We start from the raw sequence: 17098 nt of genomic DNA, 5'->3' as shown, positions 1-17098 counted from the left end.
CAATGACTGTTTCCTTTTCTGGGCTGCCCTCTCCGGGGCATTGCCCGATGCGCATGACACCCGCTGCGTCCGTATTCCGGTGCTAAGCGGTCATTTCCACATCATTTCAGACCATGAGAACTGGAATATCAGACTCCGAAGGTTTTGCAAAGTTCTGAAACTTACGGTGTATTTCAAACCACAGCCGTTCAGGCGATAATGGCCCGGCTTTCCAATGCCCGCATAACCTGACCGCGGGATTTTTCAACATGCTTGCGAGCCAACCGGGCAGCTTTGCTGGCATTGCGCGCCTGCAGCGCATCAATGATATCGCAATGGTCAGCCAGCGGCTCTCCGAACGTGACTCCGTTGGTCAATGCCGTCAGAGAAACGATACAGATCCGATCGTAAAACTCCATCACCCGCTGGCACTCTTCCGCCAGCCGGTTGTTTTTTGAAAGCTTTGCCAGATAGGTGTGAAACTCGCGATTATACGCCGCAAAGTCGGCCTTTGAGCAGCAGCTTTTCATTTCACGGAACCGGTCAAGTTCCTTCAATTCCTCATCGGTGCAGACTTCAACAATCAACCGCACCGCGCCTGCGTCCAGAATGGCACGCAATTCCAGTATATCCTGGGCGTCCTTCAGCGATATAGGGCGGACGCGATGGCCGCGACGCGGCTCAATTTCCACCAGCCCTTCAAACTCAAGCTTTTGCAGTGCATCGCGGATCGGGGATTTGGAAACCCCGAACCGTTTTGCCAGATTGGCTTCCCGCAGTTCCATGCCTGGCATCAGTGAACAGGAGAGGATTTCCCCCCGCACCTGCTCAAAGACTTTATTTCGGATCAGGCTCATGGAACATCACCTCTGATATTCCAAGACACTGCCTGTAAAATATCACCAGGTCAAGTTTGCTTTTGAAAATATTCGCAAGGCCGAACCTTAAGCTGGCTTGATCGTCACCGGCTGCCCTGAGGCTGCGGAAACGGCGATGGCCTCAAGAATGGCAATATTGCCAACTTTTTCAATGTCAGTGAAGATATAGTCTCCCTGACCCTTAACAGCATCAGCGAAGGAATCCAGATTCTCGCGCACGCTGTCTGTCCAGTCATATTGCGTGATCTTCGGCTCCTCGCCTGTCACCTGTACCGTTAACGTAGACGGGCCGGGTGTGTCGGGGTGGGTATCATTGCGAAATTCCACCCATGCTTTTGTGCCAAAAACGGTGAAGCGCAAATAGAGCGGTGTGTAAAGAACGGCGTTCAAATAGGCGGTGACGCCGTTTTCAAAGCGCAGCAACACAGAAACCACATCGCCATTTTCCGAATTCAGAACACGATTGGCCGTGAGCGCGTAAACTTCCTGTGCCGGCCCAAAAAGATTCACATAGGCATCACTCAGGTGAATGCCCATGGCGGTCATGCCAGCCGCCGGGCTTTCCTTCGAAGAGCGCCGCCAGTCATTTTGCGGGACATTGATCAGCTTGTCGTGGCTGAAATTGGATTCCGCATGCATGATCGTGCCCAGCTCTCCAGAGCGGACCAGTCGCCGCACTTCCTGCATGGCGCGCTCAAACCGCCGCTCATGGCCGATGCCCAGCAGAACGCCGGCCTTCCGGCATGCGTCCACAGAGCGTTGTGCTTCAGCCCGGGTCAATGCCAGCGGTTTTTCACAGAAGACATGCTTGCCAGCCTTTGCAGCAGCTTCAACCTGTGTCGTGTGCAGGCTGTTTGGCGTGCAAAGAATAACGCAGTCAATATTCGGGTCGGCCAGCACACGCTCATAGTCACTGTGCAGCTCCAGGCCGTTTTCTCTTGCATAGTCTTCATGCTTTGCAGGGTCGACGTCCACTGCGGTTACAATCTGCATCCGGTCGGAATGCGCCATGCGCGTTATGATCGTCCGCCCCCACCAGCCCAGTCCGACAATTGCCGCTTTCAACATGGCGCATTTCCTCCCTTTTTTATCACTCAGCTGCCGTGGCGTATTCAACATTGCGTCGGCCATAGCGCCGCACCCGCACATTTGCCTGTTCCGCATGACCGGCAAAGCCTTCCAGCATGCACAGGCGCGAGCAATATTCTCCAACCATTGCGCTGGCTTCGTCGGTCAGCACTTTCTGATAGGTGCAGGTTTTCAGGAATTTTCCGACCCATAAACCGCCGGTATACCGCGCGGCCTTGCGTGTTGGCAGCGTGTGGTTGGTGCCAATCACCTTGTCGCCATAGGCAACATTGGTGCGCGCCCCCAGAAACAAGGCACCGTAATTGGTCATATTGTTCAGGAAAAAGTCCGGGTCACGCGTCATCACCTGCACATGCTCGGATGCGATGCGGTCTGCCTCGCTCAGCATTTCGGCTTCGTCCTTGCAGACAATCACCTCGCCGAAATCTTCCCATGCCTGGCGCGCAATTTCCCGAGTGGGCAGTATTTCCAGGAGACGCTCAATCTCGGCCATGGTTTCGCGTGCCAGCTTTTCCGAGTTGGTCAACAGCACTGCGGGCGAAGTCGGGCCGTGCTCTGCCTGCCCGAGCAGGTCAGTGGCGCAGATTTCTGCATCCACACTGTCATCTGCGATCACCAGCGTTTCCGTGGGACCGGCAAACAGATCTATGCCAACCCGGCCATAAAGCTGGCGCTTGGCCTCGGCCACAAAGGCGTTGCCAGGACCAACCAGCATATCGACACCGGCAATCGTTTCCGTGCCAATGGCCATGGCCGCAATTGCTTGAACACCGCCCAGAACCAGAATTTCGTCGGCTCCGGCAAGATGCATGGCTGCGACAATGGCCGGATGTGGCGCGCCCTTATAGGGCGGGGCGGACGCAACCACGCGCTTGACCCCTGCAACCTTGGCAGTCAGCACGCTCATATGCGCTGAGGCAACCATGGGATATTTGCCGCCGGGCACATAACAGCCAACTGCGTTGACGGGAATGTGGCGGTGACCCAACACCACGCCAGGCAGTGTCTCCACCTCTACATCCTGCATCGACGCGCGCTGTGCCTCTGCAAAGCGGCGCACCTGCGCCTGCGCAAATTTTATGTCTTCCAGATCTCGCGGGGAAACCTGCGACATTGCCTTTTGTATATCCTCATCCGACAGCCGGAAGCTCTCCGGCGACCAGTTGTCGAACTCACGTGACAGGCGGGCTACGGCCTTGTCGCCGTCTCGCTCCACTTCCGCCAGAATTTCTTCCACCTTGCTGCGCACGCCAGCGTCAGCCTCGGCGCGTGCAGCAGCGTCACGACCGTGTTTCAGTTGTATTGCCATCAGCCAGTTCCTCCACAATCCTTAAAATTCTCAGTCGAAACGCGCTCGCCACCCATAACGGGCTGGCGCACAGTCTTCCGCAGCGAAACGAAGAAAAACCTCCCGCGTCGCGGCCGGATCACGAACCACGACACATTCTTGTTTATCGAGTGAAAAACAACGCAATCGCGATGTCAACCCGACTTAGGGCTTGTCACGCGTCAAATAATGATTTTATTTATCACTTGATAATTTTTTGGGAGGAAAATATGCCAGCTACAGGATTGAACCATCTGTCGATACCCACCAGCAACCTGGAAAAAAGCGTTGCGTTCTATCGCGAGTATTTTCAGATGGAGCCGATTCCCACCTACAATTTCGGATTTCGCACGCAGTATATGCGCTGCGGCAACCAGCAGGTTCACGTGTTTGAACTGCCGGAAACCGAAACCCGTTATCAGCACTTTGCCATGAATGTGGATGACTTTATGGCCGTGTATGAGAAGGCCAGCAAGGCAGGTCTTCTGGACACAACCTTCGGCAACCCGGTCAATGAAATGCCCGATGGCTCGGTGCAGATGTATCTGCGCGATCCGGGCGGCAATCTGGTGGAAGTGGACTGGCCAGATGCCAGAACCCTGGACCAGACAAAAATTCCCGAGTGGAAGAAACTGTCCGAACGCCACGAGCAGGTCGGCGAAAACCTTCAGGCCACTCTCTATCACACCGGGCGCTGACAGTTCCGCCGGATTAGCCGGTCTGTGAAGCCAGAATGTGCATCTGCCAGCGGAAAATTATGGGAGGCATGAAATGACAAGCCAAGCAACTGCCCGGTCGCAAGGGTCTAGCAGCCCGCCGGATTACAAGGAATTGCAGGGGCGAGCCAACGAACTCGTTCCCACGCTTATGGAAAGAGCCGCGCATGTTGAAGAATTGCGCCAGCTCTCACCGGAAAATGTGGCCGACCTTCACTCGACCGGTCTTTTCCGAATGCTGCAACCGCGGGCAATTGGCGGCTCGGAAAGCCCCTATCAATCCCTGATCACCATCGGCGCAATTCTGGCGCGCGGATGTGCGTCCACCGCATGGAACCTGACCAATATTTCCAGCCATCACTGGATGCTCGCAATGTTTCCGGAAGCGGCCCAAAACCGCATCTGGGATGAGGATCCGGATGCGCTGATCGGGTCGTCGTTCATATTTCCGGCGGGCAAGGTCAAACGCGCGCCGGGCGGTTATCTGCTTTCGGGTCGCTGGCCGTTCTCCTCCGGGGTGGATGTCTGTGAATGGAACATGCTGAGCGGCATTCTGCGCGAAGAAGGCAAGGCACCGGATTACCGGGTGTTTCTCGTCCACCGCTCAGCCTATGAGATCATCGACACATGGCACACCACGGGGCTTAAAGGCACCGGGTCAAAAGATGTGGCGATCGATGAGGTTTTTGTACCGGAAGAAATGACCGTATCGGCTGCCGACCTGAAAGGTGGCCCGACGCCCGGCTCTCACATCCACGCCTCGCCGCTTTACCGCATCCCGGTTTTTGCATTGTTTCCGGCCATTCTTTCCGGCGTCGGGCTGGGCAATGCCGAGGCCGCACTGGACGAATACACGGATCGCTCTTCCACCCGCTCATCCAGCTATACCGGCCTGAAGCTGGGCGAGTTGCAGAGCACCCATATCCGCATCGGCGTTTCCGGGGCCAGACTGGCCGCCTCGAGACGCACGATGTTGGACATCTGCGACACAGCCACGTACAACGCGGAAAAAGGTTCTATAGAGGATATCCAGACCAAGCTGGCCTATCGCCGAGACCTCGCTTACGCAACCACGCTGTGCACGGATGTGGTGGACGAGGTTGTTACGGCAAGCGGCGGCGCAGCACTTTATCTTTCCAATCCCCTGCAACGGCGCTTTCGTGATGGGCATGGCGTGGCCGCACACATCGCTTTCAGCCTCGACGCGGCCACGGCGGCTTTTGGCCGTGTTGCGGTGGGTATGGACACGGATAATTTCACTGTCTAGAGCATTTTTTGCAGGAACAGCAGAGTCTCAAAGGCAATAAAGAAATAAAAATCATAAAGTTAGCGCGTTTCAGAAGATCGAGAGATCAACTGAAACGCGCTGAAGTCCGGGTGCATGGAGTGGGTATGCGATTGAAGAAAAGCGAGGCGACTGTTCAGCCAATGGCAAAATCCACTGGTAAGGCTCCCCGCGCGCGCGCGCGCATAAAGCCCGAAGAGCGCTATCAGGAGTTTGTGAGAAATGCCGTGGAGCTGTTTGCTGAGGTCGGGTTTGATGCAGGCACACGTGAACTTGCACAACGCCTGCATGTTACCCAACCGCTGCTTTATCGGTATTTTCCTTCCAAGGAGCATTTGATCGCTGCCGTTTACAAGGAGATCTACCTTGATCGCTGGAAAGCAGAATGGGAAACCATGCTCAGCGGCAGGGATCTGCCGCTGAGCGAGAGGCTGCAGAACTTCTACGAAGACTACACCGACACGATTTTCACGCCCGAATGGCTGCGCATCTACATGTTTGCCGGTCTGCGCGGAGTGGACATCAACAGCCGCTACGTTGCCAATGTTGAGAACCTTATTCTTGTGCCAATTGTGCGAGAGGTGCGGCACGAATTGGGGCTGACAACGGACAGCCCGCCTGCCCCGGCAGAGACGGAGCTGTTCTGGACGTTGCATGGCGGGATTTTTTACTATGGCGTGCGCAAAGTGGTTTACGGGCTGCCAATCGCGCTCGACAAATCGCAGGTTATCGCCAATGCGCTCCGAACCTTTCTGGCCGGAGCGCATGAAGTGTTTAACAGTCCTGCGAGCGCTGGACCGGGTCCGGCCTGACTTTTTGTTCTGTCGCATTATCCTGCCGCCGGAAACGGAACCCTTTCAACGAGATGGGCTTTATTGAGCCGTCCAGCCACCATCAATCGCCAGGCTTTCCCCGGTGATCAGCCCGGCCTGCCTTGACGCCAGGAACACCACCGCCGCCGCCACATCCTGCGCGGTTGCCAGCTTGCCCATCGGTATTCGATCCAGCACGAAGCGCGAAAATTCCGGATCGCTGAACATGGTTTTGGTCATTGGCGTTTCAACAAAGGTGGGTGCCACGGAAACCACCCGCACGCCACTGGGTGCAAGTTCCACCGCCATGGCCTTTGTCAGCCCTTCAACCGCGTGCTTTGACAGGCAGTAAACCGTTCTGCGCGGAGAACCAACCCGCCCCATCTGGGAAGACATGTTGATGATGACACCGCTGCCCTGCGCACTCATACGCCGTGCGGCGGCCTGCGCCGTTTTGAAAACCGATCGCACATTCAGATCCAGCATCCAGTCCAGCGTGGCATCATCCACATCCACCATCGGCATTGGCTTGTTGCCGCCAGCATTGTTGACCAGAATATCCAGCCGCTCCATCGCTTCGATCTGCGCGTAAAATGCCGTGTCCAACACGTCGGCAACCAGCGGCTGGATTTGCCCGGCGCCTTCCTGCGCCAGACTTTCCAGATCATCTGCCGTGCGCGCAACGGCAACAACGCTGGCTCCGGCCTCGGCCAATGCCAGTGCAATTGCGCGACCAAGCCCACGGCCCGCCCCGGTGACCAGTGCCGTTTGCCCGTCCAGAGAAATTTTCACAGTTACCCCCCAGTATCCGCCTTCAGTCCGGCTGCAGCAATTGCTTCAACCGCGCATTCCTCGTCCATGTCGGATGTATCACCACTGACGCCAACCGCTCCGATAATGCGCCCTTGCGCATTGCGCACAAGCACCCCGCCCGGAACAGGTATCAACCGCCCTTGCGAGGCGCTGGCGATGGCCGTGAAAAAGCCCTGCGCGCTGGGTGCCCGTTGTGCCAGCACCCGGCTGGGCAGGCCCATGCCCAGCGCACCCCACGCTTTGCCATAAGCAATTTCACATCGCAGAATGCCGCTGCCGTCGCCGCGCTTCATCACGACCACATGGCCACCGGCGTCCAGCACCGCCACAGTCAGCGGCTGGGCGCTCCGGGCTTTGCCCGCTGCAAGCACGCCATCTGCAATCTGATCCGACGTCGACAAATCCAGACTGGTCATTTTTTCCCCTTTGCTGCTGGCTGAGCCATATGCTGAAGAACACCGAACAGCGACGCCGTGTCCTCCTTGTCCCTTCCTTCTGCCAATGCTGCAACATAGTAAGGCAGGCTGGCAGACATCAGCGGTGTCGGGCAGCGTACATCCCGGGCATGGTCAAGAATGAGGGTCAGATCCTTCATATAGACATCCATTTTCATGGTCGCCGGTTCGTAGGTGTCTGCCACCATCAGCGGCCCTCGCACCTCGAACATGCGCGAAGAACCAGCCCCAGACGCGACGGCTTCATAAACCATCTGCAGGTCCAGCCCGGATTTCTGCGCCAGCAGAAATGCCTCCGCCGCGGCAAGATTGTGAATGGTCACCAGAAGATTGGCGATGAACTTCAGTTTGATACCCGCGCCGAATGGACCGACAAAACGCACCTCCCGCGAGAAGCTGTTGAAAACCGGCCGAGCCCGCTCCACTGCCGCTTCGTCACCGCTGGCGTAAATGACCAGATCGCCCTTCGCCGCCTGTGCACCCGTGCCGCTGACCGGGCAATCCAGCACAACCACGCCATTGGGTGCCAGCGCGTCACGCACCTTTTCCTTGGCATCGAGCGGCAATGTGCCCATCTCGCACACAATGGCTCCGGCTTTCAGCCCGGCGACAAGGCCGTCATTGCCCAGCACTGCGGCGTCCAACGCCTTGAGAGACGCCAGAGCCACCAGCACGATGTCGCATTTTGCGCCCAGCTCCGCCGGAGAACTGCAAACAACCCCGCCCATTGCAGAAAATGCCGCCAGAGAGTCCGGCGACACGTCAAATCCATAAACCTCATGCTCTGACCGGCACAGGAAGCTGGCATAGGCCGAACCCATTATGCCCAGGCCGACAATGCCGACCCGAATCTTACCGTTCTGGCTCATGATTGACCTGCAACCTTGGCCGCATCTGTCAGCCAGCCCTGAATGGCCGCATTGAACGCCTGCGGATCTTCCATATTCGGTACATGGGCCAGATCCGGCAGAACGATGAGCCGGCCATTGGGTGTGACATCGGCCATCTGCGCCATGGCCTGACGGGGCGCGCCAGTATCTTCCGCACCAACCAGATACAGAACAGGAGCACGCAGCCCACCGAGATGGCGCAGGTAATCCAGGCCTTTCAGGGCCTTTGCACAACCGGCATAGCCCACCGTGTCAGTCTGCAAAATCATATCTTCTGCAAGCGACACGGCCTGAGGGCGGTTTTTATGTCCCTGCGGCGTAAACCAGCGCTCCAGAGTGCCAGACACAATGCTCTGCATGCCGCCCTTTTCAATTGCGGCAATGCGCTGATCCCAGGAATCGACAAAAGGCTGTGGCGCATCGGCACGAGCGTCGCAAACAATCATCGAGCCAACCCGGTCCGGATGCGCCAGCGCCAGACCCAGCGCGGTCATGCCGCCCAGAGACAACGAAAGAACATCAGCCCGCGCTGCACCATAATGGTCGAGAATTGCGACCATGTCGGAAACGAGCAGGTCAAAACTATATGGGCCAGGCGTAGCCGGGCTGTGGCCGTGGCCGCGAGTGTCATAGCGGATAACACGGTGGGTGCGCGTCAGGGTCGCGATCTGATCGTCCCACATGCGGCTGTCGGCCGCCAGCGAGTTGGACAGGATCAGCCACGGACGGCCTTCCTCACCATCCAGATAGGTTGCCAGATGGGTGTCACCCACATTCACGGGAATTGCCGTCATTGCGCTGCTTCCTCCTGCCGCTCACCCGTTGCCGAATTGACCATCGGCAGAACTTTTTCAGCCAGAAGGCGCATCGATTTCTTCGCCAGCGCCGGGTCTTTCCAGTCGTGTCCCGCATAAAGCAATGTGCCAAACGGCCCCACGGTTTCACGGAATGACAAAAGCTGATCGGCAACCATCTCGGGTGTGCCATGGATAACCAGACGGTCGAGAACATAGTCCAGCGTCACCGCCTCGTCGGGCATGGACTGGTCTTCCTTGAACAGGTTGGAACGGCCGTTTTTCACCAGTTTGGTCAATAGCTGGTTGTAGTAAAACACATAGGGGCTGCCCGGGTCTCTGGCATAGCTGCGCGCAGTCTCTGCATCATCGGCCACAAAGATGCTTTTCGCCACGCGCCAATTGCTGAAATCAACCGGCCGCCCGCCCTGCTTGCAACCTTCCGCATAGGCATCCTTGTGAGTGGCCACCCAGCGCGGCATCAGGAAGTTTGCCGAAATCGGATCCCAGCCGCGTGCAGCGGCCGCTGTCACGCCTTTGGAAAATGGTGCTACCGCCGTGACAACAATGGGCGGGTGTGGCTGCTGCAAAGGCTTGCCGACGATGCCCTGCCCAATGTCCGGGAGAATGGTGCGTTCTGTCGTGACGTTCCAGAACTGCCCCTTGAGGTTGTAGGGCGCCTCCTTGGACCAGATGTCCAGAACCATATTGATGGATTCCAGGAACATGGCGTTGCGATCATTGTCGAGCACCCCGAAAATTTCAGAGTCCGACAACAAACCGCCTGGGCTGATGCCAAAGTTCAGGCGGCCTTCCAGAAGGTGGTCCAGCATGGCAATCTGGCCGGCAACGGCCGCCGGGTGTGTGTTGGGCAGGTTCACTGTGCCGGTGCCCAGGCGCATCTGTTTGACGCGTCCGGCCAGAGTGGCCAGGAACAACATGCAGGATGTGATGTTTTCTGCCTGGTCGGTAACATGTTCACCCACATAAGCTTCGGCAAAGCCCAGCTCATCTGCCAGCAGAAACGCTTCCTGATCCTCCCGAAGAGTTTCGCTCCAGTCCCGATCCAGAGGATGGATCGGCATGGTGAAAAAACCCAGCTTCATTGTCTTTGTTCCTCGAACGGTTTTCGGAACAAGCTACCGGGCCGGCTGGCGTTAGAATAAACGATAGTTTCTGATATGCGCTATCTTGTTTAGTGATTGCCCGGTAATTCACCCAGGTGCTGGCGCCAGAGCTCCTGCCCCTTGCGAAACTCTTCTTCCAGCCGCTCCAGAAACAAAGCCGCAGCCGGGGGCAGTGCTCTTTTTGCCGGCTCAATCGTCATATATTCCACCCGCAAGGGCGGGTTCAGAATGGGGTGCAAGGTTCGATACTGACCATCCAGATCGTTCAGGCATATGGTTGCCGGCAGAATGGTCATCCAGTCCGAATTGGCCGTAAATTCCAGCGTGGCGATCATCGCATCCATATCCATGATCGTCTGGATTTTCAGACCATGCAGCGCTGCAAACTGTTCAAACCTGTCGCGGCGGGCATTACCCGGTGCGGGCAAAGCCAGCTTCAGCGGCCCAAGCGCAGCAAAATCGGCCGGGCTGAGATGCGGCATGCCTTGCGATACGGATGCGACCAGCATCTCTGTTTCGATGCCCAGATACTTGCTCCGCAACCCTTCCCGGTGAGCAGAGCAAGGCACAATGGCAAAATCCACATGGCCCGCGGCCACTTCTTCCATCAACACCGCACTGTAGGATTCCACCACCTGCATTTCCACATTGGGAAAGGAACGCATGAAGTCTGCCAGAACGGGCGCCAGAATGCCGCGTGTGAATGTTGGCATCAGCCCTACGCGAATGTGGCCGCCAATATCGCCTGCCATGGCCTTGAGTTCGGAGCGGGCTTCTTCCAGATCCCGCAGAATGGTGACCGCCCGTGCATACAGCCGCCTGCCGGCCAGAGTGGGCGTAACCCCGCGAACCGAGCGATCAAACAGACTGATACCCACGGAATCTTCAAGGTTCTGGATTTGCATCGACAGGCCGGACTGCGTGGCATTCAGCCGCCGCCCTGCCTTGTTGAACGAGCCTTCTTCATAAACGCCGACAAAGGCGGTAAGCTGGCGCAAATTCATCATATCAGCAAACCTGATCGCAATATTAAAATATTATCGTTACCGCTGAATATCCCGGAAGGCTATTATTTTTTACAAGGTAGACTGAAGCGCGACTGCGTTTCACCAGACAGTGAAAATTCTGTACGGAGATTTGGCTATGGATGCGCGTGAGTACCGTTCAATTCTGGGCCGTTTTGTTACGGGTGTCACGGTGATGACGGTGCAGACAGCCGATGGCCAGCGCGCCGGTGTTACGGCCAATTCCTTCAACACCGTTTCGCTGGACCCGCCGCTGATTTTGTGGAGCCTTGCGCTTAAGGCACCGAGCCTGACGCTGTTTCGCCAGAGTGACCATTTCGGCGTGAACATACTGGCAGAGCATCAACAGGACGTAGCCATGAGCTTTGCCCGGCCAGCAGAAGACAAATTTGCCGGGGTGGATACCCTTCATGGCGACCACGGCATGCCGCTGATTTCCGGCGCGATGGCACATCTGGAATGCCGGGTGGCACACCGCTATCCCGGGGGCGACCATGAAATTATTGTCGGTGAAATTCTGCGCATGACCAGTTCTGAAGCAACACCGCTTGTGTTCCATGCCGGCAATTTTGCCAAAGTTGCCTGATGCTATCTGATTAAGATGGCGATGACCGCCAGAATGGCCGAAAACAGGATCATCGCCCGCACAAACAGCGCCAGTCCTGCTGCCAGATCGGCAGCGTCAGGATCTGGCGCTTTTTCGTTAATCCATGGTTCATCCACCCGATGGCTGGCATAAACACGCGGCCCGGACAGGCGCACATTCAGCGCACCCGCCATGGCAGCCTCCGGCCAACCGGCATTGGGCGAGCGGTGCCCCGGCGCATCGCGCCACATAACGGACAGGCTGGTGCCGGGTCTGCGCGACATGGCAGCGAACAGAAGGCCCGTCAGCCGAGCCGGTATTAGATTCACCAGATCATCCAGCCGCGCCGCCGCCCAGCCAAATTGCTCATGCCGTGGGGTGCGGTGGCCAATCATCGAATCCAGCGTGTTGATGGCCTTATAGGCGGCAATTCCCGGCAGCCCCAGCAATACGCCCCAAAACACCGGTGCAACAATGCCGTCCGAGGTGTTTTCCGCAAGGCTTTCCAGTGCCGCGCGGGCAATGCCCGCCTGATCCAGCCCGGATGGGTCGCGCCCGACAATCATTGCCACAGTGCCGCGCGCCGCGCCCAGATCATCCACCGCCAATGGACGCCACACCGCCGCCACATGTTCGTAGAGCGAGCGGAGCGCCACAAGCGGCCATGCCAGTATGCCCAGAAGCAACACGCCAGCCCAGCCACCGGGCAGCAGTTCCTGCAGCAAAAACCCCGCGGCGGCGCTGGCACCGACAATGGCTATAGTGGCAACAAGCCCGGCCAGACGTCGCCAGTGTCCGTGGCGCGCATGGTTCATATGTTTGTCCGCCAGGGTAACAACCCGCCCCAGCCATGTGACAGGATGGCCGATGGCGGCGAACAGCCGGTTTGGCCAACCCAGCAGCGCATCCACCAACATGGCAACCAGCAGCGACAAAGCAAACATCAGGCCGCACCACCATGATTCACATAGCCTATGGACCAGACAGGCTGGCCCGCAGCATCAAGGCTGGCTCGCAGCAATGTGCAGGACAGAGGCGCAACCTCAAAGCCCATGGCCAATGCGGGTCCGCCAAGCGCCGCGGCCAACGCCGCCCGCACCGTGCCGGCATGCGCAACAATGACCAGCCTGCCCGTGGCTCTGCCGATATGCTCGTGCAGCACCGGTTCCACCCGCAAGCACATGTCAGCAAAGCTTTCCCCGGCCGGCGGGCAGAAACTGGCCAGTTCCGCCGATGACCGCACGCCGATATCCGGCATTTGCGACAGGGCCATGCCCTCCCAGGCACCAAAGCTTTGTTCCCACAGGCGCGCGTCGGTTTGATAAGTGCGATCAGGAAAAAGCGCATCCGCTGTTTGCCTGCAGCGCAAGGCCGGGCTTGCCAAGAGATGTTGCGGGTCGCCGATAAACTGCGCAAGTTGCAACAGACTGGCGGCATCCGGCATTTGCGCCGGACTGTCCAGACGCCCGGTCACGAATCCGGCCTGTTGCACCGGCGCGTGGCGAATGAGCAGAATTTCGGTTGTTGAGGGCAACAGGCGCTTGTCCTTGCGTTTCAATTCAGGGCAGAACAACTTCCTGTACCAAAACCGCCCGGGATAAAAGGCGCAATATGGCAATTACTCTGATTACCGGCGGCGCACGCTCCGGCAAAAGCCTTTATGCAGAAAAGCTGGCGCTTGGCGGCGCTAGCGGGTCGCCGGTCTACATTGCCACCGCGCAGCCTCCGGAGGCTTGGGGCGATAGTGAAATGTCTGCCCGTATTGCCTCACATCAGGCACGGCGAGACACACGGTGGCGCAATTATGAAGAACCGCTGGACCTGACCGGCATATTGCAAAAGACCGATGGCGAAGGCGCAAGGCTGGTCGATTGCCTGACACTTTGGCTGGCCAATCTGATGGAGGCGGAGCGCGATTGGCGGCAGGAGGGGCGAAACTTGGCCGATTGCCTGAAAAATCAGACGTCAGCAGTTGTTCTGGTGACCAATGAGGTGGGTCTTGGCATTGTGCCGGACAACGCACTGGCCCGCCGCTTCTGTGATTCAGCCGGTGCGCTGAACCAGATGATTGCCAGTGCCGCCGACGAAGTTTACCTGATGGTTTCCGGACTGCCACTGAAAGTGAAATAATGCAGAACCAGCTTGCAAACCGGCTGACGCAGATAAGGCTGGCGATTGGCTTTCTATCCCGCCTGCCAGTCGGGCGATTTTCCACCGCACCGGGCGCGCTGCCACCCCTGGGCGCCACTTTGTGGGCTTTTCCGCTGGCCGGGGCTCTGATTGCGCTGCTGCCAGCCGCCATTTTTGCACTGTTTTATGATCTTGCCACGCCGTGGCTGGCAGGGTTGCTGGCCACAGGCCTGTTTATGGCGGTAACGGGCGCATTGCACGAAGACGGGCTGGCCGACACAGCCGACGGTTTCGGTGGTGGCAAAACCACAGAGGCCAAGCTGGACATCATGCATGACAGCCGCATTGGCAGCTATGGCGTGCTGGCTCTGATCATCATAACGGGGCTGCGCATTGCGGGGCCGGCCGCAGCGCCTGATGCAGAGACAGGCGTCTATGCGTTGATTTGCCTGGCTGCAGCCAGCCGCGCGCCCATGGTGTGGATGCTGTATGCCCAGCCAAATGCCCGCGCCGACGGCCTGGCCTCGGCAATAAGCATTGGCAGAAACACCGTGGCCTTTGCTGCGCTGACCGCCTTGATCGCATTGTTGATGCTGCCCGCAACATGGCTGCTTATTCTTGTGCTTCTGGCGGTCACCGTCGGGTTCAGCCTGCTGTCCGGGCAGCAGATCAAAGGCCGCACTGGCGATACGCTCGGTGCCAGTCAGCAGCTTTGCGAGGCCTCTCTCTGGGTGGTGCTTGCCAGCATCTGGGCGGCATAATGCGCGATCATGGCGGCAATATCGATCATGCAACAGAGTTGTATGGTGGCGAGCGGTCGGAGTGGATCGACCTTTCCACCGGAATCAACCGCCTGCCATGGCCTGTACCAACCATATCTCCGCATGCATGGACTGATTTGCCCGCCCGCACAGCCATGAATGGCCTGCATGCGGCTGCCCGCACCGCATGGCAGGTGCCGGAAAGCACCGGAATTCTGGCAGTTGCCGGTGCACAGGCGGCAATTCAACTGATACCTCGCCTGCGTGCGCCCGGCGCGGCGCGCGTGCTTGCCCCCACCTATAACGAACATGCCGCGGCATTGCAGGCCGGTGGCTGGAGGGTTGAAGACGTTGCCAGCCTCGAAACGCTGGCCGGAGCGGATCTGGCCATTGTTGTAAACCCCAACAATCCAGACGGGCGCTGCCACAGCGCGGCGGTTCTTGCACAACTGGCCGATGCTGTTGGCCTGCTGGTGGTCGATGAAAGCTTTGCCGATGCCCGGCTAGAGCACTCGCTGGCGCAGATGGTTGACTGCCCCAACCTGATTGTTCTGCGCTCTTTCGGCAAATTTTACGGCTTGGCAGGGGTGAGGCTGGGCTTTGTGCTAGCATCGCCACCAGACATCAAACTCCTGGCCGGCATGCTTGGTCCATGGCCGGTTTCCGGCATGGCTATTGAAATCGGCACACAGGCGCTGGCCGACAGAGATTGGGCCACGCGCACCATTTCGCGCCTGCAAGAGGATGCGGCAAGGTTGGACAGGCTTGCATCACAAGCGGGCTGGCAGATTGTCGGCGGCACAGAGCTGTTTCGTCTTTACACGATGCCAGATGCCGCTGCGGCCAAAGCCTCCCTGGCGAGACGACACATCTGGACCCGCAGTTTTGCCTATAACCAGACATGGCTGCGCATGGGCCTGCCGGGATGCGAAGGCGAATGGGCAAGAGTGGAAAGTGCGTTCAAGGTGCTTTAACTTCTGCTCGCAGCAAGCGCCAGCAGTGCATCAATGTTCAGATGCTTTTCCAGATGCGCGGCCAGCCGGTCCAACACCGACTCAACTGCCAGTGCATAGGATAGCGTTCCACCCTGCACGCCAAAGCCAGACAGAAAAGCGGCGCGAAACGCATCGCTCGCAAACATGCCGTGCAGATAACTGCCGAAGACAAGCCCATTGGCTGACATAGCTCCCTCACCCCGCCCGTCAACACTGGCAAAAGGCCGTGCGCAATCCGGCCCCTGTGTCTGGCCAATATGAATTTCATAGGCTTGCATATTCGCACCGCTGGCGGCATGCCGCGCCTGCACAAGGCCCAGCCGCTTCTGCGGTTTCATAATGGTTTCAACGTCCAGAAGCCCCAGCCCCGGCGTTTCGCCCGCTGCTCCCTCAATTCCCAACGGGTCGCGCACCACTCGGCCCAGCATCTGGTAGCCGCCGCAAATGCCAAGCACTTTGCCCCCGCGCCGCACATGCGCGGCAATGTCCACGTCCCAGCCCTGTGCCCGCAAAAACGCCAGATCGCCGCGTGTGGACTTGCTGCCGGGAAGGATGATCAGATCGACGTCGCCGGGCACCGCAATGCCGGGACGCACCATAACCAGTTCAACATTGTCTTCCAGCTTGAGCGGATCAAGATCGTCAAAATTGGCAATGCGCGACAGCACAAGACAGGCAATTTTGAAACCGGATTTTCGCGGTGTTCCGGCAATATCCAGCGCATCCTCTGCCGGAAGCTGCGCCGCATCGGCAAAAAACGGAACGGTGCCAAAGCCGCGCCAGCCGGTTTGCTGTTCGATCATTCGATAACCATCATCAAACAAGGCCGGATCCCCCCGGAACTTGTTGACGATGAAGCCACCGATCATTGCTTCATCGGCAGGGTCCAGCACATGGCGTGTGCCCACCATCTGCGCAATGACTCCACCGCGGTCAATGTCGCCCACCAGCACCACCGGCACATTTGCAGCACGCGCAAAGCCCATATTGGCAATATCACCCGCACGCAGGTTAATTTCCGCCGGGCTTCCCGCGCCTTCAACCAAAACCAGATCGGCTTTTTGCGACAGGCGATGGAAACTCTGCTGCACATAGTGCATCAGTTGCGGCTTGAGCGTGGAATATTCACGCGCCCGCACGGTGGCAAACCGTTTGCCTTGCACGATCACCTGCGAACCAGTGTCGGTTTCAGGCTTCAGCAAAACCGGATTCATATCCACCAAAGGCAAGACACCACAGGCCAGTGCCTGTAGCGCCTGTGCCCGGCCAATTTCCCCACCATCCGCGGTCACCGCGGCATTGTTGGACATGTTCTGCGGCTTGAACGGCACAACATGCAGGCCCCGCAGCCGCGCGGCGCGGCACAGCCCGGCCACCAGCACGGACTTGCCAACATTCGAACCTGTGCCCTGAACCATCAATGCCCGCGCCAATGC

19 protein-coding genes are annotated in these 17098 nt (G+C 58.2%); 7 read left to right on the top strand and 12 right to left on the bottom strand.

Annotation, left to right across the window (positions count from 1 at the left end; translation table 11 throughout):
* Positions 1-188 precede the first annotated feature (188 nt).
* From FPY71_RS13670 to hisD, 3 genes are all read right to left on the bottom strand, one after another.
* Positions 189-836 (bottom strand): GntR family transcriptional regulator, encoded by a 648-nt coding sequence (locus FPY71_RS13670; RefSeq protein ID WP_149300853.1) that lies wholly within the window; start codon positions 834-836, stop codon positions 189-191.
* Positions 837-923: 87 nt separating this feature from the next.
* On the bottom strand, positions 924-1925 hold the full coding sequence (locus FPY71_RS13665) for a Gfo/Idh/MocA family protein (protein WP_188052348.1): 1002 nt from the start codon (positions 1923-1925) through the stop codon (positions 924-926).
* Positions 1926-1947: 22 nt separating this feature from the next.
* On the bottom strand, positions 1948-3255 hold the full coding sequence (hisD, locus tag FPY71_RS13660; protein ID WP_149300851.1) for a histidinol dehydrogenase: 1308 nt from the start codon (positions 3253-3255) through the stop codon (positions 1948-1950).
* Between the two features lie 248 nt (positions 3256-3503).
* On the opposite strand from hisD, the gene FPY71_RS13655 reads away from it, so the two are divergent.
* The 3 genes from FPY71_RS13655 (at position 3504) to FPY71_RS13645 (ending at position 6086) form a co-directional block, all read left to right on the top strand.
* On the top strand, positions 3504-3971 hold the full coding sequence (locus tag FPY71_RS13655; RefSeq protein WP_149300850.1) for a VOC family protein: 468 nt from the start codon (positions 3504-3506) through the stop codon (positions 3969-3971).
* A 73-nt stretch (positions 3972-4044) separates the two neighbouring features.
* Entirely contained in the window at positions 4045-5256 is a 1212-nt protein-coding gene (locus tag FPY71_RS13650) for an acyl-CoA dehydrogenase family protein (protein ID WP_149300849.1), read from the top strand.
* Positions 5257-5381: 125 nt separating this feature from the next.
* On the top strand, positions 5382-6086 hold the full coding sequence (locus tag FPY71_RS13645) for a TetR/AcrR family transcriptional regulator (RefSeq protein ID WP_246160540.1): 705 nt from the start codon (positions 5382-5384) through the stop codon (positions 6084-6086).
* 60 nt (positions 6087-6146) lie between these two features.
* Here FPY71_RS13645 and FPY71_RS13640 read toward each other — a convergent pair whose 3' ends face one another.
* The 6 genes from FPY71_RS13640 to FPY71_RS13615 form a co-directional block, all read right to left on the bottom strand.
* Positions 6147-6878 (bottom strand): SDR family NAD(P)-dependent oxidoreductase, encoded by a 732-nt coding sequence (locus tag FPY71_RS13640; RefSeq protein WP_149300848.1) that lies wholly within the window; start codon positions 6876-6878, stop codon positions 6147-6149.
* Between the two features lie 2 nt (positions 6879-6880).
* The gene (locus FPY71_RS13635) at positions 6881-7315 is read right to left on the bottom strand and encodes a GlcG/HbpS family heme-binding protein (RefSeq protein WP_149300847.1); all 435 of its coding nucleotides are present in this window, start codon (positions 7313-7315) and stop codon (positions 6881-6883) included.
* Positions 7312-8223: an NAD(P)-dependent oxidoreductase gene (locus FPY71_RS13630; protein WP_149300846.1), complete on the bottom strand. Its 912-nt coding sequence runs from the start codon at positions 8221-8223 to the stop codon at positions 7312-7314. Before FPY71_RS13630 ends, FPY71_RS13635 begins: the two co-directional genes overlap by 4 nt.
* On the bottom strand, positions 8220-9038 hold the full coding sequence (locus FPY71_RS13625; RefSeq protein WP_149300845.1) for an alpha/beta fold hydrolase: 819 nt from the start codon (positions 9036-9038) through the stop codon (positions 8220-8222). Before FPY71_RS13625 ends, FPY71_RS13630 begins: the two co-directional genes overlap by 4 nt.
* Positions 9035-10144, bottom strand: coding sequence for an LLM class flavin-dependent oxidoreductase (locus FPY71_RS13620; RefSeq protein WP_149300844.1), 1110 nt, complete (start codon positions 10142-10144; stop codon positions 9035-9037). The genes FPY71_RS13625 and FPY71_RS13620 overlap by 4 nt, the downstream gene beginning before the upstream one ends.
* A gap of 89 nt (positions 10145-10233) precedes the next feature.
* Entirely contained in the window at positions 10234-11172 is a 939-nt protein-coding gene (locus tag FPY71_RS13615; protein WP_149300843.1) for a LysR family transcriptional regulator, read from the bottom strand.
* Between the two features lie 136 nt (positions 11173-11308).
* Between FPY71_RS13615 and FPY71_RS13610 the strand changes: the two genes are divergently transcribed.
* On the top strand, positions 11309-11776 hold the full coding sequence (locus FPY71_RS13610; RefSeq protein ID WP_149300842.1) for a flavin reductase family protein: 468 nt from the start codon (positions 11309-11311) through the stop codon (positions 11774-11776).
* 2 nt (positions 11777-11778) lie between these two features.
* Here the strand turns inward: FPY71_RS13610 and cbiB are convergent, their stop codons facing one another.
* Together cbiB and FPY71_RS13600 are read right to left on the bottom strand one after the other, a co-directional pair.
* Positions 11779-12723, bottom strand: a complete 945-nt coding sequence (gene cbiB / locus FPY71_RS13605) for an adenosylcobinamide-phosphate synthase CbiB (RefSeq protein ID WP_149300841.1) — start codon at positions 12721-12723, stop codon at positions 11779-11781.
* Positions 12720-13310, bottom strand: coding sequence for a histidine phosphatase family protein (locus FPY71_RS13600; RefSeq protein ID WP_210246297.1), 591 nt, complete (start codon positions 13308-13310; stop codon positions 12720-12722). The genes cbiB and FPY71_RS13600 overlap by 4 nt, the downstream gene beginning before the upstream one ends.
* A 77-nt stretch (positions 13311-13387) precedes the next feature.
* Between FPY71_RS13600 and cobU the strand changes: the two genes are divergently transcribed.
* From cobU to cobD, 3 genes are read left to right on the top strand one after another with little or no spacing between them, the layout of a single operon-like run.
* Complete coding sequence (gene cobU / locus FPY71_RS13595) at positions 13388-13906, top strand: bifunctional adenosylcobinamide kinase/adenosylcobinamide-phosphate guanylyltransferase (protein WP_149300840.1); 519 nt, start codon at positions 13388-13390, stop codon at positions 13904-13906.
* Complete coding sequence (locus FPY71_RS13590) at positions 13906-14667, top strand: adenosylcobinamide-GDP ribazoletransferase (RefSeq protein ID WP_149300839.1); 762 nt, start codon at positions 13906-13908, stop codon at positions 14665-14667. The genes cobU and FPY71_RS13590 overlap by 1 nt, the downstream gene beginning before the upstream one ends.
* Positions 14667-15641 (top strand): threonine-phosphate decarboxylase CobD, encoded by a 975-nt coding sequence (gene cobD / locus FPY71_RS13585; protein WP_149300838.1) that lies wholly within the window; start codon positions 14667-14669, stop codon positions 15639-15641. The genes FPY71_RS13590 and cobD overlap by 1 nt, the downstream gene beginning before the upstream one ends.
* Here cobD and FPY71_RS13580 read toward each other — a convergent pair.
* Positions 15638-17095 (bottom strand): cobyric acid synthase, encoded by a 1458-nt coding sequence (locus FPY71_RS13580; RefSeq protein ID WP_149300837.1) that lies wholly within the window; start codon positions 17093-17095, stop codon positions 15638-15640. The genes cobD and FPY71_RS13580 overlap by 4 nt on opposite strands.
* Between the last annotated feature and the right edge of the window lie 3 nt (positions 17096-17098).

This window comes from Aureimonas fodinaquatilis (genome assembly GCF_008369445.1).
Lineage (GTDB): Bacteria > Pseudomonadota > Alphaproteobacteria > Rhizobiales > Rhizobiaceae > Aureimonas > Aureimonas fodinaquatilis.
This window is presented reverse-complemented; position numbering and strand designations above follow the sequence as displayed.